The organism is Isosphaeraceae bacterium EP7 (genome assembly GCA_038400315.1).
Taxonomy (GTDB): Bacteria; Planctomycetota; Planctomycetia; order Isosphaerales; family Isosphaeraceae; genus EP7.
The window spans coordinates 1329399-1354722 of the sequence record CP151667.1; the positions used below are offsets into that span (position 1 = coordinate 1329399).

21 protein-coding genes are annotated in these 25324 nt (G+C 65.2%); 9 read left to right on the plus strand and 12 right to left on the minus strand.

The genetic code is table 11. The annotated features are described in order from the left end of the window. The first annotated feature begins 134 nt into the window (after nucleotides 1–134). Nucleotides 135–2003: a multiheme c-type cytochrome gene (locus EP7_RS05215; protein ID WP_463526538.1), complete on the plus strand. Its 1869-nt coding sequence runs from the start codon at nucleotides 135–137 to the stop codon at nucleotides 2001–2003. Between the two features lie 27 nt (nucleotides 2004–2030). On the opposite strand, the gene EP7_RS05220 is transcribed toward EP7_RS05215, so the two are convergent. The 3 genes from EP7_RS05220 to EP7_RS05230 form a co-directional block, all read right to left on the minus strand. Next, entirely contained in the window at nucleotides 2031–3299 is a 1269-nt protein-coding gene (locus EP7_RS05220; protein WP_463526539.1) for an aminotransferase class V-fold PLP-dependent enzyme, read from the minus strand. Between the two features lie 105 nt (nucleotides 3300–3404). Continuing rightward, the gene (locus EP7_RS05225) at nucleotides 3405–4451 is read right to left on the minus strand and encodes a DUF1559 family PulG-like putative transporter (protein ID WP_463526540.1); all 1047 of its coding nucleotides are present in this window, start codon (nucleotides 4449–4451) and stop codon (nucleotides 3405–3407) included. A 93-nt stretch (nucleotides 4452–4544) separates the two neighbouring features. Then, complete coding sequence (locus tag EP7_RS05230) at nucleotides 4545–4766, minus strand: hypothetical protein (RefSeq protein WP_463526541.1); 222 nt, start codon at nucleotides 4764–4766, stop codon at nucleotides 4545–4547. A gap of 423 nt (nucleotides 4767–5189) precedes the next feature. Between EP7_RS05230 and EP7_RS05235 the strand changes: the two genes are divergently transcribed. The 3 genes from EP7_RS05235 (at nucleotide 5190) to EP7_RS05245 (ending at nucleotide 9511) form a co-directional block, all read left to right on the plus strand. Beyond that, on the plus strand, nucleotides 5190–5954 hold the full coding sequence (locus tag EP7_RS05235) for an ABC transporter ATP-binding protein (RefSeq protein ID WP_463526542.1): 765 nt from the start codon (nucleotides 5190–5192) through the stop codon (nucleotides 5952–5954). A gap of 46 nt (nucleotides 5955–6000) precedes the next feature. Continuing rightward, nucleotides 6001–8175 (plus strand): ABC transporter permease subunit/CPBP intramembrane protease, encoded by a 2175-nt coding sequence (locus tag EP7_RS05240; RefSeq protein ID WP_463526543.1) that lies wholly within the window; start codon nucleotides 6001–6003, stop codon nucleotides 8173–8175. A gap of 73 nt (nucleotides 8176–8248) precedes the next feature. Then, nucleotides 8249–9511, plus strand: coding sequence for an amidohydrolase family protein (locus EP7_RS05245; protein ID WP_463526544.1), 1263 nt, complete (start codon nucleotides 8249–8251; stop codon nucleotides 9509–9511). Between the two features lie 3 nt (nucleotides 9512–9514). Here the strand turns inward: EP7_RS05245 and EP7_RS05250 are convergent, their stop codons facing one another. Together EP7_RS05250 and EP7_RS05255 are read right to left on the minus strand one after the other, a co-directional pair. After that, complete coding sequence (locus tag EP7_RS05250; RefSeq protein WP_463526546.1) at nucleotides 9515–10660, minus strand: hypothetical protein; 1146 nt, start codon at nucleotides 10658–10660, stop codon at nucleotides 9515–9517. A 134-nt stretch (nucleotides 10661–10794) separates the two neighbouring features. Beyond that, complete coding sequence (locus EP7_RS05255) at nucleotides 10795–11784, minus strand: type I phosphomannose isomerase catalytic subunit (protein ID WP_463526547.1); 990 nt, start codon at nucleotides 11782–11784, stop codon at nucleotides 10795–10797. 416 nt (nucleotides 11785–12200) lie between these two features. On the opposite strand from EP7_RS05255, the gene tatC reads away from it, so the two are divergent. Continuing rightward, on the plus strand, nucleotides 12201–13286 hold the full coding sequence (tatC, locus tag EP7_RS05260; RefSeq protein WP_463526548.1) for a twin-arginine translocase subunit TatC: 1086 nt from the start codon (nucleotides 12201–12203) through the stop codon (nucleotides 13284–13286). Between the two features lie 14 nt (nucleotides 13287–13300). Beyond that, nucleotides 13301–14857: a uroporphyrinogen-III C-methyltransferase gene (gene cobA / locus EP7_RS05265; RefSeq protein ID WP_463526549.1), complete on the plus strand. Its 1557-nt coding sequence runs from the start codon at nucleotides 13301–13303 to the stop codon at nucleotides 14855–14857. A gap of 37 nt (nucleotides 14858–14894) precedes the next feature. On the opposite strand, the gene EP7_RS05270 is transcribed toward cobA, so the two are convergent. The 7 genes from EP7_RS05270 to EP7_RS05300 form a co-directional block, all read right to left on the minus strand. After that, nucleotides 14895–15080, minus strand: a complete 186-nt coding sequence (locus EP7_RS05270; RefSeq protein WP_463526550.1) for a hypothetical protein — start codon at nucleotides 15078–15080, stop codon at nucleotides 14895–14897. 124 nt (nucleotides 15081–15204) lie between these two features. After that, the gene (locus EP7_RS05275) at nucleotides 15205–15672 is read right to left on the minus strand and encodes an Hsp20/alpha crystallin family protein (protein ID WP_463526551.1); all 468 of its coding nucleotides are present in this window, start codon (nucleotides 15670–15672) and stop codon (nucleotides 15205–15207) included. 68 nt (nucleotides 15673–15740) lie between these two features. After that, nucleotides 15741–16190 carry an Hsp20/alpha crystallin family protein gene (locus EP7_RS05280; RefSeq protein ID WP_463526552.1) on the minus strand — a complete coding sequence of 150 codons (450 nt, stop codon included), beginning with the start codon at nucleotides 16188–16190 and terminating at the stop codon, nucleotides 15741–15743. A gap of 31 nt (nucleotides 16191–16221) precedes the next feature. Then, the gene (locus EP7_RS05285) at nucleotides 16222–16728 is read right to left on the minus strand and encodes an Hsp20/alpha crystallin family protein (protein WP_463526553.1); all 507 of its coding nucleotides are present in this window, start codon (nucleotides 16726–16728) and stop codon (nucleotides 16222–16224) included. Between the two features lie 263 nt (nucleotides 16729–16991). Next, complete coding sequence (locus EP7_RS05290; protein WP_463526554.1) at nucleotides 16992–18476, minus strand: M56 family metallopeptidase; 1485 nt, start codon at nucleotides 18474–18476, stop codon at nucleotides 16992–16994. Nucleotides 18477–18569: 93 nt separating this feature from the next. Beyond that, nucleotides 18570–19046, minus strand: coding sequence for a BlaI/MecI/CopY family transcriptional regulator (locus EP7_RS05295; RefSeq protein WP_463526556.1), 477 nt, complete (start codon nucleotides 19044–19046; stop codon nucleotides 18570–18572). A 110-nt stretch (nucleotides 19047–19156) separates the two neighbouring features. Further along, entirely contained in the window at nucleotides 19157–19849 is a 693-nt protein-coding gene (locus EP7_RS05300; RefSeq protein ID WP_463526557.1) for a uracil-DNA glycosylase family protein, read from the minus strand. 156 nt (nucleotides 19850–20005) lie between these two features. Between EP7_RS05300 and cimA the strand changes: the two genes are divergently transcribed. Genes cimA through EP7_RS05315 form a run of 3 tightly spaced genes read left to right on the plus strand, consistent with a single transcriptional unit; the run spans nucleotide 20006 to nucleotide 25156 of the window. Next, the gene (gene cimA, locus EP7_RS05305; RefSeq protein WP_463526558.1) at nucleotides 20006–21616 is read left to right on the plus strand and encodes a citramalate synthase; all 1611 of its coding nucleotides are present in this window, start codon (nucleotides 20006–20008) and stop codon (nucleotides 21614–21616) included. Further along, nucleotides 21613–22320, plus strand: coding sequence for a class I SAM-dependent methyltransferase (locus EP7_RS05310; RefSeq protein WP_463526559.1), 708 nt, complete (start codon nucleotides 21613–21615; stop codon nucleotides 22318–22320). Before cimA ends, EP7_RS05310 begins: the two co-directional genes overlap by 4 nt. A 31-nt stretch (nucleotides 22321–22351) precedes the next feature. Then, a complete protein-coding gene (locus EP7_RS05315; protein ID WP_463526560.1) occupies nucleotides 22352–25156 on the plus strand; it encodes a valine--tRNA ligase in 2805 nt (934 codons plus the stop codon). The last annotated feature ends 168 nt before the right edge of the window (nucleotides 25157–25324 follow it).

Below are 25324 nucleotides of genomic sequence, written 5' to 3' on the forward strand. Positions count from 1 at the left end.
CCCATCTCGTCCGATCCTCGACGAGCGACGGATGGCCCGGGCCTGAATTGCCTGCTAGAATGCCTGGGAGGATGAACGACCCGGCCCGATCTGTCGGGCAAGGTCGATTCATCCTTCGCAGCCGGAGTCGAGGCGTGTCGATCATCCGTAGGCGTCGATGGGTGATCTGGTGTTCCATCCTCGCGGTCTTCGCCCTCATCGGTGCTGCCTGCCTTGTATGGTTCCGGCACGGAAGCGACCCGGTCGCAAACGCGAGATCGGCCTACAAGGCGGGAGACTGGGCGCGGGCCGCACAGCTTGCTCGCGAACGTCTGATGGTCAACCGCGACGATCTCGACGCAATCCGTCAGTTGGCCAGGGCGAACGCCAGGCTGGGGCGCGATGACGCAGCCGTCGCCCTGTACCAGAATCGCCTGGGCACGGATCGGATGGAGGCCGAGGACCGATTGCTGCTCGGCCTGATGATCGAGCGTCAGGGTGATAGGAGCCTGGCCCTCAGCGTCTGGCAGAAGGCCGCGGTCGAGCATCCCGACTCCCCGGAATTGCTCGAAGCTGTCACGCGACTCTCGTCGCAGATGCAACGCCCCGAGGTCTCGGCCGAGGCCGCGGGGCGCCTTCGTGGTTTCCCCGGCTGGGAATCTCGCGGGCAAATCCTGCTCGGGTTGGCCCGCTCAGCGATGGACGACGACGCAGGCGCCGCCGAGGCGCTCGGTCGTGGCCTTTCCCTCGACAAGGCGGCCGAGAACCCGCCGATGTCGAACCATCGCTTGAGAAACGTCTTCGCCAAAAGCCTGCTCAGGCTCGGCCGGCCTGCGGAGGCTCTCGACGCCATCGGTGCCCGAGACAAATCCGCCAATCCTGATGCCTCGGATCCGGAGTCGGCCTGGATCGCCTCCCGAGCCGACCTGGCGCTCGGGAAGAATCCCGACCTGGTCGCGGGTCGTCCGAAACTCGTGGCCGCTTACCGCAAGGCCCATCCGCTCATGCCGGAGCCCGGCCCTTATCTCGGCTCAGCTCGATGTACCGAATGCCACGGCGAGATTTCCGGTTCCTATGGGAAGTCGCGGCATGCCCGGACGTTCCATCGCGGCGATGAACTGCTCGACTTGCCAAGGCCCCAGGCCGCGGTTGCCGACCCGGATCGGGCGAACGCAACCCATCTCATCGAACGGGATGAGCAGCGCCTTCGAGTCACCACCCGCGAGGACGACAAGGTCTATCGCCTTCTGGTCGATTTCGCGTTCGGGACCCCCGAACGCTACCTGACGATGGTCGGGCGCGACGATCGGGGAGCGTACCGGGCCCTGCGGCTCTCGCATTATCGGGACGCCCAGGGTTCTGGCTGGTCGCGGACCTCGGGTGACACCGGAGATGACCCTCATTCGGCCGACATCCGAGGCCAGGAAATCCACACCCGCGACGGCGTGGTCCGGTGTCTCGGCTGTCACGTCACGAACCCCCGCGACTTCCGATTCGACGGGGCCGAGCAGACCGCCGTGGCCACCGACCGGGCCATCGGCTGCGAGCGATGTCACGGGCCCGGGTCGTCCCACGTCGCTGCGGTGAAGATCGGTTCGGTCGACTCGGCGATCGTCAATGCGGGCCGGACCTCGGCTCGTGCCGTCAACGAGCAATGCCGAGAGTGCCACGTCGTCGGAGATACCTCGCAGATCGCGCTGACACCCACCGACCCGCTCTGGGTTCGATCAGCCGGCCTCACGCTCACGTTCAGCCGTTGCTTCATCCAATCGACCGGCCGGCTCGACTGCCTGACCTGCCATGATCCACACCAGGATTCGCCCACGACGGCCGAGGCCTATGAGCCCAAATGCCTGTCCTGCCACACGGCCTCCGCCGACGCGAAGGATCGGGTGGTCTGCAAGGTCAGCCCGGCCAAAGGATGCATCGGTTGCCACATGCCGAAGGTCCCGGTCGCTGCCATTCACGGCGAGTTGACGGACCACTTCATCCGGACGCATCGGGACGGCCCGGCGCCCCAATGAATGGGGCGCCGGGCCTGACTGTTCCGCTCAACTTCCGAGGATGACCCGGAGGGCGCGGGCCGTACGATCGATCTCGTCCTCGTCGTTATAGAGGTGGGTCGAGAATCTGAGCGCGTTGTATTCCGGCTTGGCGGCAACCTTCACGGCAATCTGGTGCTCCTGGAGCAGCCGCGTGAAGACCTCCCCGTTCTTGCCGGTCTTCAGGCCGAAGGTGACGATCCCTCCCGTCAACTCGGGCTCGGTTGGTGTCAATAACCTGAGCTGGTCGAGCTCGCTGAAACGCCGACGAAGGGTGCCGGCCAGCGAGCGGCAACGATCCTCGATTTTCCCCCGGCCGACCGCCTCGTGGAATTCCATCGCGGCGCCATGGCCCAGGATGTGGCTGACATCCCGCGTCCCGGTGGCGGCGGTGTAGGCCTGGTAGCCGGACGAGAGCACCATCGGCCGGACGCGTTCCTGGGCATCCTTGCGGATGTAAAGCAGGCCGCTTCCCTTGGGGGCGAGCATCCATTTATGGCTGCTCGACGCATACGTGTCGACTCCCAGGGCCTTGACGTCGACTTGCAGCATGCCCGGCGCCTGCGCGCCGTCGCAGGCGAGCAGGATCCCGCGGGGACGCGTGATCTCCGAGATTTCCGCCAGCGGCATGACCAGCCCGGTGATCGTCTCGACGTGGCTGAAGCAGCAGATGCGGGTGCGTGAGGTTAGGTTGTCCTGGACGAGCTGGAGGACCTGGGCCTTGCTCTCGACCGGTGCGGGCATCGAAATCGGGACGATCTTGATGCCGATTTGCTTGGCCAGATACTCCCAGCAGACCAGGCCCCCCGGGTGCTCGTGGTTGGTAGTGAGGATCTCGTCGCCGGGTCGCAGCTCGTGGGCGATCCCTTGCGCCACGGCGTTCATGCCGGAGGTCGTGTTCTCGATCAGGGCGACCTCGTCGAGCGTGGCGCCGAGAAAGGCTGCGGCCCTGGCCCGGACCTCTTCCATCCGGTGGCCGATGTCGCCGAAGACGTTCGACGCCGGGTCTCCTTCGATCTCCGAGGCCAGGCTCGCGACCTCGTCGAGAACGCGACGCGGGACGCTGCCGAGCGTGCCTGTATTCAGGTGGACGAGGCCCGGGCGGAGGAGGAACTGCGCTCGGACCTTGCGCCAGAATTTGGCCTCATCGGTAAGCTCGCGCAATTCCGTCGCGAGCCCGAGGAAGCCGGCGTCGGCCAGCGCGCCCGCCCCGGAAACGGCACACGTCGCCGCCGGGAAGGCCGCGGCCAACCCCTTGAGAAATCCGCGTCGCTCCATGTCATCACCTGATGCTTGACGGCCCGCAGGAGTGAGTCCGGCACTCGACCCGCCCTCCGCGGCGATTTCCGTCGCCGCGGAGGACGCCAACGATCGCCCGGTCGATCAGTACGCGTCGGAGCTGATGACCTCGCCGCCGCCGCGCGTCGAGAGGGCCTGGTAAACGCCGTAGGGCTGGGTGGGCGTATAGATCCCGCCCGTGTAGGTGAGGCCACGGGGGAGGTAGTTGTTGGCGGGATCGATCTGCCACGAATTGATCGTGTTCTTGATGAACCGGACCGAGCCGTCGCACATCGAGAAGTTGCAGCCGCCGGGGTGGTTGCTGGTGGCAGAGATGATGACGATGCCGGCTCCGTTGGGGAAGACACTGAGGTTGTACGAGTTCTGCGGGTTCGGGGCATAGGTGGTCGACTGGATCGTGTCGCCGTAATTGCCGGCGATCCACCAATGCCAGCAATCCTTGTCGGCCTGGCTCAGCCGACCGTAGAACGCCTCGCCGAAGAGGAGGGTGTTGCTGGTGCCGTCGGTGATGGAGGAGATCGACGTGGAGCTTTCCATGTAGATCGTCCCCAGCGCATTGGCCTTCATCGTGCCCCAGTTCGGCGTCGCCGAGGGGTTCACGCCACGGGGCGGGTTGATCCAGGGGCCGGCGATCGCCCGGTAGTTCGTGAGGCCGACTTTGAAGTTCTGCCGGGGGGCGGCGAAACTCTTGGTGTACGCGTCATTGCCCGTTGTGACCTCGGGGTCGCTCGGGCAGTAGAGCATCGAGAGCTTCGCGGCCATGACCGTGTCGTTCTCGGGATACTGATAATATCGCAGGCTCGAATTGAAGGAATTGAACAGGTTTCCCTGCTCGATATAAGGGCAGAGGGCGATCAGGCAGCCGTGCATCCAGGGGATGGTCGGTGACTTGTCATTGAAATAGCCGCCCATCGGCAGGGTGCCGTTGGTGTCCATGTAATTGTGGGCGGCCAGGCCGAGCTGCTTCAGGTTGTTGACGCACTGCATCCGCCTCGCCGCCTCGCGGGCGCTCTGCACGGCCGGGAGCAGCAGTGCGATCAGGACGGCGATGATCGAGATGACCACCAGGAGCTCGATCAGGGTGAAGCCTCGGCCGAGTAGCCGGGAGGTCCGCGTCTTCGTCATGTTCATGACTTTGTCCGGGAATAAGGGGATGAGGGCTTCGAGGTGAGCGGCGGGACGATCGGGCGGGATGATTCGCGGAGTACGAGTGGCGGCGCGGGACTACTTGACCGGCTGGGGAGGCATGGCCTGAGCAGCAGCCTTGCTCCTCGCCGAAGGCTTCTCCTTGATCCCGCCCGGGTTTTCGATGAAGGCGTGCGTCGACGCGGAGTCGGTGCTGGCGGGGATCGCGCCGGGATTGCCGTTGCTGTCGCCGCAACCCGGGGCAATGACGGCAATGCCCAGAGCAAGGGCCCAAGCGGAGGAACGCTGGATTCTTCGCACAAAAAGACTCCCATGATGCCTGGGCACGCACGCGGCGTGGCCGGACGATCAACGAAGGAATACGGACTGACATGCTTGATTCACCAAGCCGAAGAACTCGGCATGGAGGGCGGTCAACGAAGTCTACCGCGGGGCGAGGAGGGGTCGGTCAGACGGTACGTGGCTGTGAGGCCACGCGATCACTGATAAGGTTATATCGAGCTAATCTGACCCTTGCAGAGGTTTCACTCTGGCTTAGAGGGTCCTTGAAGTCAAGCGTCAAAATCCAGTTCTGCCCTCGAATCTTCGGACCTGAAGCGGGAGGTGGGTCTTGCGTCCGCGGAGGCTCGGGTCGATGATGCATGGACGAGCCTTCGGGCCCGGCGATCGTGGGTCGAAGGGGTCGCCCCGCCGCCATGAGGCCTTCGTCTGCCGAGCCGTCGCGTGATCCAGGTCGAACACCTCTCGAAGCGATTTCTCGACTATCGCCGGGGCTGGATCCCGGCCGTGGCTGATGTCAGCTTCACCTGCCAGCCGGGTGCCATCTTCGGCCTGCTCGGCCCCAATGGTGCCGGCAAGACGACCACCCTGCGCATGCTCAGCACCGTGCTTAAGCCGACCGGTGGCCGCGCCACCGTCGCTGGCTTCGACGTCGCCAGTCAGCCCGAGCAGGTGCGGGCCCACATCGGTTACATGTCGGCATCCACCGGACTGTACGACCGGATGAGCGCCTGGGAACTCGTCGAGTACTTCGGCCAGCTCTATCAGCTCCCGCGCGAGCGGCTCGCCGAGCGGATGGATTCGACGTTCGCCTGGCTCCAGATGGACGATTTCCGAGACACCCTTTGCGCCAAGCTCTCCACCGGCCAGCGGCAGAAGGTCTCGATCGCCAGGACGATCATCCACGACCCTCCCGTCCTCATCTTCGACGAGCCGACTTCGGGCCTCGATGTGATGGTCGCTCGATTGGTCTTGCGCAAGATCGTCGAGTTGCGTGACCAGGGCAAGACGATCCTCTTCTCCACGCATGCGATGCACGAGGTCGAGAAGCTCTGCTCCCGCGTGGCCATCATCCACCGGGGTCGGGTGCAGGCCGAAGGGACCCCCGCCGAGTTGCTCGAACGGTACGAGCAGGTCGATCTCGAAGAACTCTTCTTCCACCTGGTCGAGGTCGCCGAAGGGAGCGCCGAGGGGGCGGTCCCGCTCTGACCTAACCCCGAGACGCGACACGAGTTTCGCCCGAGGATTTGCCAGCATGCGTTGGTCGAACGTCGCCGTGATCGCCCGCCGCGAGATCCGCGACCAGCTGCGCGATCGCCGCACCCTGTTCATGATCTTCGCCCTGCCGATCCTGCTTTATCCGATCCTGGGCATCGGCGTCGTCCAGTTCTCGGCGGCCTTCGAACAGAAGCCGCGAACCGCCATCGTCGTCGGTGCCGGAGCCCTGCCGGACGCCCCGCCGCTGCTCTCGCCCACGCGCGACACGTTCGACCCCTCGCTCTTCGACAACCCGGACGAGGCCGCCCGTCTCCACGTCATCCTGGCCGAGCCCGGCTCCGGCTGGGACAAGGAAGAGAAGCGACGAGAGGCGCTGCGTGGGGGCTTGGCCGATGCCGTGGTAATGATCCCGCCCGATGTCCGATCCCAGCTCGACACCACGCGCAAGGCTGACATCCCGATCGCCTACAACAGCACCGACGAGCCCAGCCAGGTCACCTACCTGCGTCTCCGCGAGGTGATCGCCCGCTGGCGCGACCGGATTGTCGACAAGCGGCTTGCGGCCGAGAACAAGCCCGCCGAGTTCGTCGAGCCGATCCGCGTGAAGGCCGAGGATGTGGCCACCCGCGCCGAGCAAGGATCGAGCGTCTGGGCCCGGCTCTTTCCATTCCTGCTCGTGATGATGAGCCTCACCGGCGCCTTCTACCCGGCCGTCGACCTCTGCGCCGGCGAGAAGGAGCGGGGGACGATGGAAACCCTGCTCATCAGCCCCGCCTCGCGCGGCGAGATCGTGATGGGCAAGTTCCTCACCGTCGTCCTGGCCAGCATCACCACGGCCCTCCTGAATCTGCTGTCGATGGGCCTGACCGGGATGCAACTCGCCCGGCAGGTGGGCGCGATGAGCGCCCGGGGTATGGGAGGCAACCCGGCCGCCGCGGGGATGGCCCCGCCCAGCCTCACGTCGGGCCTCTGGATGATCCTGCTCCTCATCCCCCTCTCGGTCTTCTTCAGCGCCATTTGCGTGGCCCTGGCCGTGCTGGCCAAGAGCATGAAGGAGGGGCAGTACTACATGACGCCCCTCTATCTCATCAGCCTGCCGCTGACCGTCCTGACGCTCATGCCCGGCATCGAGCTGAACCTCTTCTTCAGCCTTGTCCCCATCACCGGAGTCAGCCTGCTGCTGCGTTCGTTGATCCTGGGCGACTATGCCACGGCCCGGCAGTTCTTTTTGCCGGTCCTGCTGCCGACGATCGTCTACGGGGCCATCGCCTTGCGGTGGGCGGTGGACCAGTTCAAGCGTGAAGATGTGTTATTCCGCGATGCCGAGCGATTCAGTCTGGGCGATTGGCTGCGCCACCTCATCCGCGACAAGGAGGCGACGCCAGGCCCAGGTCAGGCGTTGCTCTGCTTCGTCTTGATGATCTCGTCGGCCTGGTTCGTCCTCCAGTTCATGCCGGTAGGCGCCTCCGCGACGCTCGTGATGGGAGCCGGCCAGGCCGCCTTCATCCTGGGCCCGCCGCTCCTCCTAACCTTGCTCTTCGCCTCCGATTGGAAGGAAACCCTTCGGCTGCGAATGCCGAGGGGCCGCGACCTGGCCCTGGCCGTCGGGCTTGCGTTCTCGCTCAACCCGCTGGTCCGCGACTTCGGCCACTACGTCGACTCGGTCTTCCCCGTGCCCGACGCGGTGAAAACCGTGCTCGCCCAGATGATGGATCAGCTCCCGGGCCTGGGCTCGGCGATCGTCCTGTTCGCCCTGATTCCGGCCGTCTGCGAGGAGTTCGCCTTCCGGGGCTACATCCTCGCGGGCCTCCAGAGAGGCTACTCGACCCGCACCTCGATCCTCCTCTCCGCGGTTATGTTCGGGATTCTCCACGTCCTGCTCAGCCTCTTCCAGCAGCTCTTCCCGGGGACCTTGCTGGGACTGGTGCTGGGACTGATCGCCATCAAGAGCCGGAGCATCGTCCCGGGGATCGTCTTCCACGCGATCAACAACTCGCTGGGAATCGTCGTCGGCACCGTCGTTGCTGACCCGTCGCGTCGAGATTCGTTGCGCTGGCTCTTCCGCGATCCGGCCGAGGCGCTCTTCCAGCCGATCTGGGTCGCCGTCGCTGTCGTCGCATCCGCGGGAATGCTCTGGGCGCTCATCCGAGAAACGCCGCCGGTTCAAGAGGATCTCATTGCAGAACCGAACGAGCTTGCCTTGAATCGGTGATAAACTGTCCGGACAAGCTCGCTTACCAATGGATGGCGGAAGTGTCCGTCAGCGAGAGGAAGCAGGGGGCGCCATGTCCGAAGATCCGGTGACTCTGGCGGCCCGATATGTCTTCCCGGTCGAGGGCGACCCGGTCGAGGATGCCCTTCTGACGATCCATGACGGGCTCGTCGCGTCCATCGAGCCGAGAGTCGGACGGGATGCGGACTTTGATTATGGAAATGCAGCGATCACTCCGGGATTCGTGAATGCGCATACTCATCTGGAGCTGTCGCACCTGGATGGGGGCTCGCCCGACCAGCCCGAGGACCAGGTGGATTGGCTGAAGCGAGTGATCTCGCAGCGGATGAAACGTTCGCCGGAGGAACCTCGCAAGGTCATCGCCAGGAACATGCTGGATAGCCTGGCGGCCGGGACGACGACGCTGGCCGACGTGACCACGGCCGGGATGAGTTGGGGAGTCGTGGCGGGGGCGCCGATTCGTGCGGTCGTCTTCTCCGAGATCATCGGCCTGAAGCGGATGCGCGGGGTGGAGACCGACCACGAGGCCTGGGAGTGGGTCAGCTCGGTGCGCGAAGCGGTCGAGTCGGGCGCCACGGCGGCAAGACCCGGTATCAGCCCGCATGCCCCCTATAGCACGGCCGGCTGGCTCTACCACAAGGCCGCCGCCGGCCGGGTGCCGCTGACGACCCACCTGGCCGAGATGCCCGAGGAATTGGAACTGCTAAGCAAACGGACGGGCCGGCTCCGGGAATTCTTGGGCGACCTGGGCGCCTGGGACGACTCGTGGGAACCCATCGGCGAGAAGCCGGCCGACTATATTCGCAAAGGGGAACTGCGCAAGGCCGACTGGCTGATCGCGCACGCGAATTATTGGGCCGAGGAAGACCTCTGGCAGCTCAGGCCCGAAGCCGGCACCGAGGGTTCACGGGTGGCCGTGGCCTATTGCCCGCGGACACACGCCCGGTTCGGCCATGCGCCGCATCCGTATCGTCTGATGCTGGAGAGGGGAGCGGTGGTTTGCCTGGGGACGGACAGCCTAGCCTCGGCCGACACCCTGAGCGTGCTCGACGAGGCCCGGTTCCTCCGGGGCCGGGATGAGTCCCTGGGCGGTGCGTTGCTGCTGGCGATGTCGACCCTGTTCGGAGCATGGGCGTTGCGATCGGAGCGGGCGACCGGCAGCCTCAGGCCCGGTAAATCGGCCGACCTCGCCGTGATCAGCCTGCCCGACCGCAGCGAGGCCGATCCCCACGACCTGATCTTCCGGAGCGACCTGCCCGTGCTCTCGGCCTATTTTCAGGGGCTCTGCGTGCACGGGCCGGGCATCTCGGGCTGACCGTCAAGCCTCGGGAACCGGCGGTGATCCGGGCGAACCCGTGAGATCGAGCGTCGGCGACTTGGGGGCGAACTCGTCGGCCTCGTGGGATTCGAGGTAGACGTCGTGCCAGGGGGTGCCGTCGACATCCCGCCTGAGCATCAAGTAGATGACCGACAAGGCCGACCAGAAGTAGCTGTAGGCCCAGGCATGGACCATCAGGCCGACCAGTCCGATCGCGCTGAGCAAGCTCGTGGATGACCGGCGGACATCGATCGCGCCGATCTCATACACGGCTTCGAAGAATTGCAGGTCACCGAAGACCGAGAGCAGGCTCATGGAAAGGACAAGCACCATCGAGGCAAACCAGAAGACGAAGAAAAGCCCGATCGAACCGGCCAGCCAGGCGAGGATGAGGCAGGTTGTATAACGGATCAGTCTCTGATTCACATAGGAGAATGAGCGGCTGATCGCGTCGAAGATGTCCTCGCCCTCGGCCGCCACGGTCAGGTGCATCAGGGGCCAGGCAAGGACCAGCGCGATCAGCAGGAATGCCAGGAAGGCGGCACACACCACCGCCACGGGAGAGACCAGGCCCGCGACGAACGGGGAGTTGTGGAACAGTTTCGACACCAGCCCAGCAAGGATCGCAGGGGTGGCGAACATGGCCCCGAGCAGGAACGGTCCCAGGGGCGCACCGACGAGCGGTAGCCAGCGTCGGAGAGCGAATCGAAGGGAACCAAGTACACCGCCCCCGCCATTCCCGGTGGTCTGCACGACCGCGATCCGCGCGATGGCGCCGCCTATCAGTCCCCAGACCGCCAGGATCCAGGCGCACGCCAGGGCGGCTTGCAGCCGACGCATGCCGGGCGTGTTCGACCTGAGGAGTTCGATCAACGGCTCGACGATCAGACGGGGGGGCTCCGTCACCAGCCAGGTGGCCATCGCCAGAGTCTCGGCCAGCCATTCGGGGCTGAACAAATCCCGCCAGACCCGGAGCGAGACGGGCAGAGGCGACGCGGGCCAAGGGTTGCCGAAGACGTAGTCAAGGCCCATGATCCCGACGCGAGTTAGGATCAGGCCGAGCATCGCAAGGATCAGCTTGCGGGCATCCGACGCCAGGCCGACGGAGCGTACGACGTCCGGCCAGTGGAACGGTCGTCGGGCCAATTCGAGGGGTTCCGGTCTGCCGTCGTCCATGGAGTCGTCCCGCCTTGCTCAATCCAAACGAACATCGGTCTGTCAGCGGCATACTGGCCAATTCATGGGCCTCGTCGCCCACGCGAGCCGGGGTCGAGGGTGCTTCAGGGCACGACGCACGTCAAGATGGTGGCCGTCCCGCGCGGCTCGACGTCGCAGACTCCGAGCGCCGCCGGCAGCAGCAAGGTCTCTCCCGCCTTCAAGGTCTCGGGGCGGCCGTCGGGACCTTTGCGGACGACCGAGTCGCCTTCCATGCCCAGGACGATCGTGAAACGATCGTGCGAGCCGATCTGCGTCGGGGCCCCGAGGGTGAGCCGCTCCATTCGGAAGTAGTCGGAGGATGCCAGAGTCTCGCGGGTACCTCCGGCGATCGGTTGGGCGGCCGATTCGAGAGGTCGGACGGGGCCGGCCTGGAAGTCGGTGGCTTCCAGCGCCTGGGCCGGGTGAAGGGTGCGAGGCTTGCCGTCGGGGCCCACCCGGTGCCAGTCGTGGACGCGGAACGTGGCGTCGGACATCTGCTGGATTTCAGCGAGCAGCACGCCCGCGCCGATGGCGTGGACGGTCCCCGCCGGGATCAGGATGCACTGGCCAACTTTGGCCTCGAACGCATGGAGCAATGGCTCGAACTCGCCGGTCTCGAAGGCCCGGGCGAATTGATCGCGGGTCACTCCTTCGTTCAGTCCGGCATAGATCAAGCTGCCGGGCTCGGCGTGGAGGATCACCCAGGCCTCGGTCTTGCCGTTGTCGTCGACCAGCCGTCGCCCGAGCGCATCGTCGGGATGGACCTGGACCGAGAGGACCTGATTGGCGTCGAGGAACTTGACGAGCAGGGGGAATTGCCGCGGATGGGCTTTGCCGGAGCCGAAGAGCGCGTCGGCGTGCTCGCGGACGAGCGTCCGCAGGGAAGTCCCCTTCAGAGGGCCGTCGGCCACGACGCTAACGTCTTCTCGGTGATCGGACAGTTCCCAGCTTTCGGCGTAATCGGCCGCATCGCCGATCGGCTTGCGCAAGACGGTTCCGAGTCGCCTGCCGCCCCAGATCAGGCGTTTGAGGATGGGTTCGAAGCGGAGGGGAGACCAGTTGATCGGGTCCATCGGTTGGCAGATCCTTCGCCAGGGGGGGAGAGTCCGCCCGGGGACGTCGTCGCGACGGGTAATCTACCGTCGATGTCGAGGCGGTGTCCATCGGATTCGGAGGGGCCGCATTTCGCTTCGCACGCAGGAGTTGGGCCGGCCGGGGTGATGCCGCCAGGCCGATGAAGCGGCGGCCGGGCCTTGGCGTGGCGGTGCGGCGGCTGCTACGATGAGGCTCGGTGAAGCCCACTCCCGACCGGCCGTCCCCGCGAGGCCGAAGGGTTGTGCTGCTCGACAAGGGCCCCGGCCTCGGGACTGGCCGTCGCGACCCGCTTCTCCACCCTCCAATGCCCTCGGCGCTACGCCGGAACCGGACGCCCGCAGGGTGCCGGACACGGTGGCCGTCGACCCACTCGGATTTTGGGTGGCCGCATTCCATGCCTACCGATCAAGATCTGTTCACCGAAGAAAACACGATGGCCTCGATGAGCTTCGGCGAGCACATCGAGGAGTTGCGCACACGCCTGATCCTGGGCGTGCTGGGCCTGATGGTGGGGGTCGTCCTGGCCCTCGTGCCGCCGTTCTACCTGGGCAAGAACGTCATCGAGACGATGGAGATGCCCGCCAAGGTGGCGATGGAGAAGTTCTACGCCGACCGGGCCCGGATCCGCCAGCAAGAGGCCAAGGACGTTGAAGCGGAGTCGCAGAAGAAGGTCACGCCCTTCACGCCCGTCCCGTTCGAGCTGAATCCCGACCCCAACGACGCCACCCCGACGCGGATGCAGGTCGAGATCTCGGCGGCCGATTTCCTCGGTCAGGTGGGGAAGTTCATCCCGGGCCTGAAGATCCCCGACAAGAGTGAGCTGGCGGGCAAGACGCTGTCGCTGCCGATGTTGTTCAAGAACTCGGAGTTGATTGGCACGATCGCCACGTTCGATGAGCCGAGGAGCCCGCTGGTCTCGCTGGCCCCGCTGGAGACGATCACCATCTTCTTCATGGTCAGCATGGTGACCGGGCTGGTGATCTCGAGCCCATGGGTGTTCTACCAGGCCTGGGCGTTCGTGGCAGCGGGGCTGTACTTCCACGAGCGGAAGTATGTCTATCGCTACCTGCCGTTCTCGCTCGGCCTGTTCCTGGGCGGAGTCTTCCTCTGTTTCTTCTTCGTGCTGCCGACGACCTTGAGCTTCCTCCTGGAGTTCAACGTCTGGTTGGGCATCGAGCCCACCTTGCGGCTCTCGGAATGGATGAGCTTCGCCACAATCTTGCCGCTGGTCTTCGGCCTGAGCTTCCAGACCCCCTTGATCATGCTGTTCCTGGAACGGATTGGCGTGTTCACGGTGGATGACTACCGGAGCAAGCGGAAGATGGCCATCCTGATCGTGGTCGTCGCCGCGGCGATCCTGACACCCGGGCCCGACGTCTTCAGTCAGTGCATGCTGGCCGTGCCGGTCATGGGCCTTTACGAGCTGGGTATCCTGATGGTGGCGGCCGGAAAGCCGAAGACGCTGGCGACGACTTCTTGAAAAGGTCCGCTGAGATGATGGGTGAGCGAGCAGGACGGGTTGACCTGGTCGGGGCCGGGCCGGGCGACCCGGGGTTGCTAACCCGGCGTGGGCACGAGGCCCTGGCCGGGGCCCAGGTGGTCGTCTATGACCAGCTGGTGACGACCCGCCTGCTCGGCCTCGCCCCGAAGGCCGCCGAGCGCATTTTCGTCGGAAAGACGGCCGGTCATTGCGCCATGCCGCAGCGGCAGATCAACGAGCTGCTCGTCGAGCGTGCCAAACGCGGCCTTGCGGTGGTCCGGCTCAAGGGGGGCGACCCCTTCGTCTTCGGCAGGGGCGCCGAGGAGGCCGAGGCCCTGCGAGACGCCGGGGTGGCCTTCACCGTCGTCCCCGGCGTGACCGCGGCCGTCGGCGTGACGGCCTACGCCGGGATCCCCGTCACCCACCGGGATGTCTCATCGGCCGTTGCGCTGGTCACCGGGCACCATGACCCCGAGGCCGAGGCCGAGCATGCCAGGCTCGACTGGCAGGCGCTGGCCGGGTTCCCGGGCACCCTGGTCGTCTACATGGGCGTCAGCCGGCTCGCCGCAATCTGTCGGACCTTGATCCGCGGCGGCAAGCCCGAGTCCACACCGGCGGCCCTGATCCAGGCGGGCACGACTCCGGGTCAGCGTGTGGCGACGGGGACTTTGGTCAGCCTACCTGATCGGGTGGCCGAGGCCGGGCTAGGGGCGCCCGCCCTGTTCGTCGTGGGGCAGGTCGTCGATCGTCGGGCCACCCTGGCCTGGTTCGAGACCATGCCCCTTTTCGGCCTGCGGATCGTGGTGACCCGCCCGGCCGCCGAGGCCGACCATTGCGCCGCCGAACTGGAAGCACTGGGAGCCGAGGCCCTGGTGGCACCAACGGTCGAGATCCTGCCCGTCGAGGACTTCGGGCCGGTGGACGATGCCATCGGCCGGCTCGCTGGGTTCGATTGGCTGGTCTTCACCTCAGCCAACGGGGTGCGGGCGTTCCTGGGGCGGATCCTGGAGATTGGCCTGGACTTACGCGTCCTGGGCTCGGTCCGGCTGGCGGCGATCGGTCCGGCGACGACCGAGGCCCTCGCCTCGTTCCACCTCAAGGCCGACCTGGTCCCGGGTTCGTTTCGTTCAGAGGGACTTGCCCAGGCGCTTGAACCGCTGGTAGCCGGCGGGCGGGTCTTGCTCGCCAGGGCCGACCGGGGCAGGGACGTGCTGAGAGACGTCCTGGGGCGGGTCGCATACGTCGAACAAGTTTCTGTTTATCGAAATGTCGATGCCGAAGGCTTCCCTTCCGATGTCCTGGAACGCATCGAGTCGGGGTCGGTCGACTGGATTACGCTCACGAGCTCGGCGATTGTCAGACGCTTGTACGAACAGCTCACCCAAGAGGCCCGGTCGCGAGTCGGGACGAAGATCCGACTCGCGAGCATCAGTCCACTGACGAGCGAGGCCGCACGCTCGCTGGGATGGGAAATTGCGGCCGAGGCCAGCGAAATGAGCTGGAACGGGGTCGTGGAGGCGATCCGGCGAGAAAGCCCTTCCTCATCGACGGGGGATGCGACGAGGGGCTGACGCCGTCTAACTTCTTTTCAGGCAATAAGAACGGGAATCAGCGCATTTCTCGGTAGGTCTCGATACCTTGCCAGAGAACGAAGGCGCCACCCATGATGAAGAGGATGTCCAGGACCAGGCTGGCCCGATTGAGCAGGCCGAGGCCGGCGTCGAGGGCGAAGATCAGGCAGACGAGCGCGGCGACGATCATCGCGGCGAAGCAAAGGATCTTCTCGGTCTCCATGGGGCCTCATACTCCTTGACGACGCCGGGCGGGGGAACGGACTTCACCCGCTAGTTTACCATGTCCCCGGGCCCGGTCCCAACGCACCCGACAAATCGTCGGCGTGTTTTTTCAACAGCAGCGATCATCCATGCTGGACGGGGATCGTCCTCGGCTTTGCAGCCTGGCGGCGAGGCATTCGAATATAGAGCACGCCGTGGCGGGCCTCGGCCTGGACGTTTTCGGAGTCGACTCCTTCACCCAGGGTGATCTGCCTTGAGAATGGGCCGCTGACGCGTTCCCGGTTCCGGGCCTGGCCGCCCGCGGGGTGAGAGAGCGTCCGCTCACCCTTGATGGTCAGCACGTCGCCGGAGACGGACAGGTCGATCGTGCTGGGGTCGACCCCGGGCAGGTCGACGCTGAGCAACCACTCCTGGGGGGTTTCATCAAGGTCAACATTGGGCCGCCATGAATTCCGGTCCACGGCGGTCGAGGCGCGTGGGGTCTGCTGGCCCTGAGGCTGCCAGTACTCGTCGAACAATCGGTTCAGCTCGGTCTGCAACCCCTGAAAGGGGAACGACAAGTCGCGACGCTGCCAGGTGGGTCGATTCATCGGAGGACGCTCTCCGGGGGATGATTTGAGTGAGTAAGGACGTGGAAGTGTGGACCGAGGGGCGCGATTCAGGACATTTTGATCTCGATCCGACGCGTACGGGCCCGGTCGGCCTTCGGAAGGAACAGACGCAGGACGCCGTTCTTGAGCTCAGCGGAGATCCGCGACCGGTCGACCTCGTCGCTCAGGATGAACGACCGCTTGAAGCTGGTCGAGGGGAACTCTTCGTGGAGCGCGACGGCTCCTTCGGGGACGCTGAACGTCACCCTCGCCTCCAGGTTGAGGATGTTGTCCTCAAGCTGGATGGTCACCGAGTCGTCGGAGACACCCGGAAGGTCGGCCTCCAGGATGAGCCCATCGGGGCCTTCATGGATGTCGACCTGGGGATTTTGGTGGTCGGACCCGTGACCGGAACCCCAAGCCGTCGAACGTGCCCGCCGAGGTTCGGTGGTGGGCTCGATCGGCCCGGGCGGGACGCGGAGGACGGAGATTCGGACGGGCTGAAAGTCGAATTTCATCGCCGGACTCCTGAAGGGGGACCGAGGCCGATCACGCGAGATGGCCGGCCTCGTGAGAGTCTTCGTGGGATTGACCGACCCCTTGATTCGGGATGTCCTCGGACGCGGAGGAAATCCGAATCTGCCTCGGCAGGCTCCCCTCCGACTTGGGCAGGGTGATGGTCAAAATCCCCGACGAGAATGCCGCCGAGACGGCCGATGCTTCGACGCGATCCGGCAGGGTGATCGTCCGGGACCAGCGACCGACCGGACGTTCCTGACGGCGATAGTGCTCTTCGGATGCTCCGCTCGAACGCTTCCGCTCCCCGCACAAAATCAGGGTGTCGCCGGTGATCGAGAGATCGAGGTCGTCCGAGGCAACTCCCGCGAGCTGGGCGGTCAGCAAATAATGCGTTCCCGCGTCATACAAATTGACCGGGGGAAACGGCCTTGGAGAACCCCAGGCGGTCGGAACCTCGAAGGTCTCGATGATCCGACTGACTTCGCGCTGGATCTCGCGAAAGGGATCCCATCGGCCCTGAGAATTGAGACGGCTCATCAATCAGGCCCTCCCTACGATCATGAAAGCCAGTTGATGAGCACGGAGCAATTCGTGGGCCAATGGAATTTTCGGCCAAATTGGCAGTCGATTCTTACGCCATAAATCTTAAGATTGTTAGATTTTAGAGTCAGATATCGAAGTCGGAGGAGACAGTTTCCCCCTTTGGGTCGGTGCGGAACGATTCCGTTTTATTGCCAAAATGGCACCCAAGATCGGATGGCGAATATTCCTGTCGAAATGGCAGATTCAATCGAGTTGGATTACCAGTGGACCCAGAGATCTTCGATCAGCAGAGATTCATCCTCGGAGGGGAGTATGGAAAGTCGCTCGGTCGTATCGCGGCCGTCGGCGGGGACCGACTGTTCGTCGACCCAGAGGGCGATTTGTGCACCATCGCGTTTGAGGCGGACATCACGCCAGCTTGGCGACTCTTTAGGTTCGATCAGATTGGGCACGGGAGGCGGAGTGGAGAGTCGATGGCCGAGGAGCTCGATTTTCTTCAGGTCCTGATCGGACGCGAAAATCCGGGCCGAGAGGCGGAAGTTGCCGGGTAGGACGAGCGGTAAGTCGTATCGAGGCTGGCCCTGGCCCGGATATCCTGAACCTCCCGGAATTTCGAGCCTGCTGGCTGTGAAGACCTGCAACGTCGAGTCGTAGGAACCGTCGAGCGGCATGCGGACGTCTTCGAGCGTGAACCGACTTGCGAGCACGGTCATCAGGCAGGCCACGATGACCAGGGTCCGTCTCCACCAGCGTGGTGGAACGAGCTCCACCGGGAATGGAGCCCGGATGAGCATCAGGAGCCTGGGGGCCAGGGGCGAAGATTCGGGTTGCTGCGACCCTTTCGTTCGACTTGCCGGGCTCAGGGTGGTGCTGGCCGGGCCGACGGATTCCCGCGCCGATTGACCGGCGAGAGCCTCCGCGAGTCCCAGGAGTGAAGACCCATAGTCGAGCGACCCGCCGAAATCGACCGAAGCCCGGCGATCGGCCAGAAGTTCCTGGTCCAGGCGAAGTTGTGCCGAGATCCACCAGACCTGGGGCAGCGGGAAGTAGAGTCCCCGCGCCGCGGCGGCCAGCGAGGCGAAGAGCGTGTCGTGTGTCCGGGCGTGGGCCAACTCATGGAGGAGGCTCAGGCGAAGGCGAGAGACGTCCGCGACCCGATCCATCTCGGAAGGGATCAGGATGGTTGGCCGAAGTATCCCGGCGAGAACTGGCCGACGCAGCCTCGACGAAACGCGCAAATCGGGCGCGTTCTCAGCCGTTTCGCCCTTGAGCGACCGGTAGACGCGAGACGTTTCGTCTGACGGAGAGTTGGACCGCCGGATGACAAAGCCGAGTGCCCAGAAGCCGAGGACGAGAGACCCGACGGCGGCGATGGCGGCGATCAGGTATCCCAGGGTCAGACCCCGGGTCAGATTCGAGATCCAGGGGTTGGCGATCCGACGCTCGAAGAAGGAATGGACGAGAGTCCGGGTTACGTCGAGGCGAGTATCGGCATGAATGCTGCTCAGGAACGTCGTCGCCAGCCCAGCAGCCGCAGGCTTTATGGAAAACGAGAGTGATGGGCAGAACGCGGCGAGCGGGGGAAGTGAGAGCGCAGCAACGATCCCCGCCCTGGCGATCGCTCGACGCCTGGAGGGTTGACGGCAACAGATCATGGCAACGATGACCATCGACAGCAGAATCGCCGCCGACAGTAAGCTGATGAGAAGAAAAGAACCGAGCCGGTCGACCAACTCCTGCATTACACGCCTCGCCAAATCCAAGGCAACTCTGATCGATTCGATCAAGGTCACGAGGATTCTACGAGCCGATTGATCGGAGGACAGGCCCGATTTTTAGTCGATCGCAGAATATGCGACGGGTTCGTTCATGACCTGCCGGTCACCCGCGGTGTTGACCTCTGGATTAGGAGCGCTGGTCTCTTGCGCGGCGGTCAGTCTGGCGCCGTCAATCATGACGCGGAGCCGTTCGAGCTCGGCGGGATCGGGCGACTTGGAGTCGAGCAGGGCAACCATCAGCCTGTCGATGGCGCCGTCGAAGACTCGGTCGACGAATCGTCGCGTCAATTCGCCGATCGTCCGATCCGACGTCATCTTAGGGGTGTAGATGAAGGTCCGCCCCTCGACGACGTGACGGACGAGGCCTTTCTTTTCTTCCATGATGTTCAGGAGGGTCTGAACGGTGCTGTAGGCGACCGGCTCGCTCGTCTTGTTCAGGTCATCCTGAACCTCTCGAACGCTGGCCCGCTCACGTACCCAGAGGATTTTCAGGATTTCTAACTCGCGGTCGGTGACCATTTGGCCCTTACGCACCGGCGGCCTCCCAATCTTGTAAAACGAAAGAACTCGCACTCGTAACGTATCCGTCCCAGTCATTCGAATCAAGCGAGATCAGGATGCGTTAATGATGCTTCGAAGCAACGTCAGCCCGTGCCGGGGCCCGTCAGAGCCGTAGCGAGCCGTCGGGCCAGGAGGCCTGGAAACAGTTTATACCAACGCTGGTTGAGCGGAGATGGATGGGGGAGCGGCGAGATGGTGACCACCTTGGTCCTCGTGCCATCGGGCGTGTCGACCCGGATCGTGCAATCCAGGTCGGCCTCGTACCGATCCGCACGGGCCCAAAACTCGTCGAAGACCCCGTCGGCAGCATAGCATGAGTACCATCGAAAAGCCTCCGTGCCGAGCGTCAAGATCTTCCTGCCGGTGAAATGCTCGACGAGCAGGGAGGCGACGAGCGGGCGGAACCGCTCCTTGACCTTGTCCGGATAGGCTTTGTTCCCCGGCGGCTTGAACGGGACCGTGTTGGTGAGGAGCACGTGGTCGAGGACTGACTCCAGGCCCTTGTCCTTCGCAGGGGGCTCCGCGTTGTGAATCGCCCGGTAGATTCCCCCCCGGACTAGCCTGCCGCCGGCGCCGATGAGCGGCTGGCCCGCGGCGACCTCATCCTTGCCGAGGTCTCTGCCCATGATTGCCACTCGCGCGGCGAGCGACCCAGCGTAGAGCACCGGCTCACCGGGGTTCTTGCCAGCCTTCTCATAGACTTCGGTATCAACGGGGAAGGGGGCTCGTGCCGCCTCCAGGCGCGTGGCCTCGATGAGCTGGTCGATTGATTGCATGGGATTCGGTCGTTTGGTGAGGGGGTGGTGTGACAGGCTCGACAGGTGACGAACCGCATGCACGTCGCGATGGTCTGACTGTCGCGGCGGGGCGGTCGTTGTGATACGATCCGGTGTCAAATGCCCAGGCCAGTTGACGCGACGCGAGCTACCACGATGACTCGGATCTCGGTTTATGATACGACGTTACGAGATGGCAGCCAGGGCGAAGGGGTCAACTTTTCGCTCCAGGACAAGCTGCTGATCACGGCCCGTCTGGACAAGCTCGGCGTCGATTACATCGAAGGGGGCTATCCCCTCTCCAACCCCAAGGATGCCGCCTACTTCCGCGCCGTCCGCGACCTGGAGCTGACACATGCCAAGGTCGTCGCCTTCGGTATGACCCGCCGACGGGACATCTCGGCAAGCTCCGACGTCGGGCTCAAGGCCCTGGTCGACTCGGGCTCGCAGGTCGTCACGGTCGTCGGCAAGAGCTGGGACCTGCATGCACGCGAGATCCTGGGGGTCTCGCTCGAAGAGAACATCCGGATGATTGCCGACTCGGTCGCCTTCCTCGCGGCCAACGTGCCCGAGGTCGTCTACGACGCCGAGCACTTCTTCGACGGCTACAAGCGGAACCCCGAGTACGCCCTGTCGACGATCCGCGCGGCGGCCGAGGCCGGGGCGTCCTGGATCGTGCTCTGCGACACCAATGGCGGGACCCTGCCCGAGCAGGTTGCCGAGGCCGTCGGCCGGGTTCGCAAGCTGATCAGCGTGCCGCTCGGCATCCACCCGCACAACGACAGCGAGCTTGCGGTGGCCAATACGCTTGCGGCAGTCCGCAGCGGTGCAACGCAGGTGCAGGGGACGATCAACGGAATCGGCGAGCGGTGCGGCAACGTCGACCTTTGCAGCGTCGTGGCCAACCTGGCCTTGAAATATGAAGGGTACGACCTGCTGAAGCCGTCGAGCCTGGCGCTCCTGACCGAGGTTTCGAGGTTCGTCTACGAGACGGCCAACATGAACTTCAAGCCGGGCCAGCCCTTCGTCGGGTCGAGTGCCTTCGCCCACAAGGGGGGGATGCACGTCCATGGGGTCAGGAAGCTGGCATCGAGCTACGAGCATGTTGAGCCCGAGACCGTCGGCAACGAGCGGCGGATCCTGGTGAGCGAGCTTTCCGGCAAGTCGAACATCGCCGAGAAGCTGGCCGAGTACGACCTTCTGCACGACCCCGCCCTGATGGCCAAGGTGCTGGACCGAGTGCAGGACATGGAGAACGAGGGCTACCAGTTCGAGGCCGCCGAGGCCTCGTTCGTGCTGCTGGTGGAGAAGCTCGCGGGCCGCTACACCCCCCGATTCGAACGGTGCGGGTACCACGTGAGCGTTGCGGGACGGGGTGACGATCTGACCGTGACCGAGGCGACGGTGAAGCTGAGGGTCGGGGATTCGACCGAGCACACCGTCAGCGAGGGGGACGGCCCGGTCAACGCGCTCGACGGGGCCCTGCGTAAGGCCCTCGGGCGGCACTTCCCGCGGCTCGCCGAGATGCAGCTGGTCGACTACAAGGTGCGCGTGATCAACGAGCGCGAGGGGACCGCCGCCCGGGTGCGGGTGGTCATCGAGAGCCGCGACGCGGGCGAGGTCTGGGGGACGGTCGGGGTGTCGGAGAACGTCATCGAGGCGAGCTGGAACGCCCTGGTCGACGCCTTCGAGCACAAGATCTCCAAGGATGCTCGGGACGGGAAGGCGACAGCGCCCGAGGCCACCGAGCTGGCAAGCGCCCGATGAGCAAGATGACCCCCGAGCAGATCCGCGAGCGGTTCGACGCCGACGTCGAGCGGTTCTCCAACCTGGAGACCGGCCAGACGGCGACCATCGATGCACCGCTCGTGCTCGACCTGATCACCAGGGCCGCAGCGGCCGCGACGCCCGGGGCCCGCTCGGCCCTGGACGTCGGCTGCGGCGCGGGGAATTACACGCTCAAGCTGCTGGAGCGGCTGCCGAACCTGGATGTCACTCTCGTCGACCTGAGCTGGCCGATGCTCGACCGGGCCGCCCAGCGGGTTGGCGCGGCGACGACGGGTAAGGTCGAGACGATCCAGGGGGACGTCCGCGAGATCGACCTGGGCGAGGGGCGACACGACGTCATCATGGCGGCGATGGTGCTGCACCACCTGCGGTCGGAACGCGAGTGGCTCGACGTCCTCGGCAAGTTCCGCAAGGCGTTGAAGCCCGGCGGGTCGCTCTGGATCGCCGATCTGGTGGTTCACGCGATCCCCTCAATTCATGAACTGATGTGGGCCCGATACGGCGAATATCTCGCCGCCCTGCGAGACGAGGCCTACCGCGACCACGTCTTCGCCTACATCGAGCGCGAGGACACGCCGGCGTCGCTGGTCGACCAGCTCGGCTGGCTGCGTGCGGCCGGGTTCGATCGGGTCGAGGTCCTGCACAAGAACTCCTGCTTCGCGGCGTTTGGCGCCATTGCCTGAAGTGAAGCCCTTCGAGAGACGCGCAGATCCAATGAGCATCGCCGACCTCCCCAAGCAGTACGACCCCCACGAAGCCCAGTCTCGCTGGTACGCCTACTGGCTGGAGAAGGGCTACTTCCACGCCGATCCGTCGAGCGAGAAGCCGCCGTACACCATCGTGATCCCGCCGCCCAACGTGACCGGGGCCCTGCACCTGGGCCACGCCCTGAACAACACGATTCAGGATATTTTGATCCGTTGGAAGCGGATGCAGGGCTTCGACGCCCTCTGGATGCCCGGCACCGACCACGCGGGCATCGCCACCCAGGCGGTCGTCGAGCGGCGTCTGCTCGAGGAAGAGAAGAAGACCCGGCACGACCTGGGGCGCGAGGCCCTGGTCGAACGGATCTGGGCCTGGAAGGATGAATACGAGAAACGCATTCTCAGCCAGTTGCGCCAGATGGGGTGCAGCTGCGACTGGGAGCGGACGAGGTTCACGCTCGATCCCGTCTGCGCCCGCGCCGTTCGCGTGACGTTCTTCAACCTGTTCCGCGCGGCCAAGATCTTCCGCGGCAAGCGGCTGGTGAACTGGGACACCCACCTGCGCACGGCCGTGGCCGACGATGAGATTTATTACGAGGACGTGAAGGGCAAGCTCTGGACGATCGCCTACCCGGTGCTCGGCAGCACGGCCGGCGAGGTGCTGCACGTCGCCACGACCAGGCCCGAGACGATGCTCGGCGACACGGCGGTCGCGGTCCATCCCGAAGATCCCAGATACAAGCATTTGATCGGCAAAGAGCTGCAGCTGCCGCTCACCGATCGGACGATCCCGATCATCGCCGATGCCATCCTGGTCGACCCCAAGTTCGGCACCGGTTGCGTGAAGGTCACCCCCGCGCACGACCCGAACGACTACCAGACCGGGATGCGGCACAAGCTGCCCATGATCAACCTGCTGAACCCCGACGGCACGTTCAACGAGAACGCAGGGGCCTACGCGGGCCTCGATCGCCGGGTGGTCCGCAAGAAGGTGGTCGCCGACCTCGAGGCCGCCGGCCTGCTGCTGAAGGAAGAGGCGTACGACACACGCGTCAACTATTCCGACCGCAGCAAGACGCCGATCGAGCCCTACCTGTCGGACCAGTGGTTCGTGAAGATGGGCGACGAGTCCGACGGCACGGCCGGGCTGGCCGCCGACGCGATGACGGCGGTGACTTCCGGCGCGGTGCATATCCATCCCGACCGGTACGCCAAGAGCTACCTCGACTGGCTGGGCGAGAAGCGCGACTGGTGCATCAGCCGGCAACTCTGGTGGGGCCACCGGATCCCGATCTGGCATTGCGCCACCTGCACGGAGGCCGACCTGACTCGCGCCTTCGGCGGCAGGGATGACGTGGCCTGGGCGCCGGCCGAGGCGGGCGGGTGGCTGGTCTGCGGCACCGACGATCTTGCCGAAAACGCACTCGGAACCGAGCATGTTTTGATCCAGGATCCCGACGTCCTGGACACCTGGTTCAGCTCGGCCCTCTGGCCGCACTCGACCCTGGGGTGGCCCGAACCGACCCCCGAGCTGGCGAAGTATTATCCGACGAGCGTGCTGTCGACGGCGCGTGACATCATCACGCTCTGGGTGGCTCGGATGGTGATCTTCGGCCAGTTCAACACGGGCCAGGTCCCCTTCCGCGACGTCTTCATCCACCCGGTGATCCAGGACGGGCAGGGGCGGCGGATGTCCAAGTCGGCCGGCAACGGCATCGACCCGGTGGACATCATCGACCTCTACGGCGCCGACGCCCTGCGGTACACCCTGGCGCTCTCGGCCACCGAGACGCAGGACTTGCGGATGCCAGTGGACAAGGCCACGCTGCCCGACGGCCGCGAGGTGAACACGTCGGAGCGGTTCGAGCAGGGGCGGACGTTCCCCAACAAGTTCTGGAATGCCGCCCGCCTGACGCTCATGAATCTGGAAGGCTACGAGCCCGCCCCGCTGGTGGTGGACGACCTCGACGTCGAGGACCGCTGGATGCTCGGCAGGCTCGACGCGACGATTTGTGGGGTCACTTCCGACCTGAAAGGGTTCCAGTTTGCCGAGGCCGCCAAGCGGCTGCGCGACCTGACCTGGGGCGATTTCTGCGACTGGTATCTCGAATTCCTCAAGGGGAAATTCAAGGACCCCGCACAACGGCCCAATGCCCAGCGTGTACTGGCGGCGGTCCTCGATGGCCTCTGTCGGCTGCTGCACCCGATCATGCCGTTCGTCACCGAGCAGGTCTGGCAGGCGCTCGGGCAGGTGGCCGCGACGCGAGGGCTTCCGGCCCCGACGCTTGCGGCCGAGAGCGTCTGCATCGCAGCCTGGCCGGTGCCGAATCGCGAGCAAGCCGACCCCGATGCCGCGCGGGTCGTCGAGCGTTGGCGCGAGCTGACGACGGCCGTGCGGAACTTGCGGGCCGAGCACAACGTGCCGGCGATCGCCAAGGTCCGCCCCTTGATCCTCGCCAGCGGCCAGGTTGCCGCCGACCTGGAGCAGGGCCGAGCGTTCATCCTGAGCCTCACGAATGCCGAGGAAATGACCATCGCCGAGTCGGCCGAACGCCCGACCGGGAGCGTGACGGCGGTTCTGGCCGACTTCGAGGTCATCTTGCCACTCGACGGCCTGATTGACCGGGAGGCCGAGGCCGAGCGGCACAAAAAGACGCTGGCGGGGCTGGATAAGCAACTCGCCGGGGTCCGTGCCAAGCTTAATAACGAGGGCTTCATCAGCCGCGCCCCCGTCGAGGTCGTCGAGCAGCAGCGGGCCAAAGAAGCCGAGCTGGTCGCCCAGCGGACCGCGGTCGCGGCCCTGCTCGGTCTCTGAGACGAACGATTGCCCCCTTCGTCGGCCCGACTTCGGGCCGCGAAGGGCTGCTGGGTGCGTTGACGGGTCGGCCCGGCCCCCTTATCATCGAGTCCGTCGAGCATGCTGACGGCCGAGTGTGGGGCCCCCCGTCCGGGGGCCGCGCCGTGGATGGATCGGTGCGCGAAG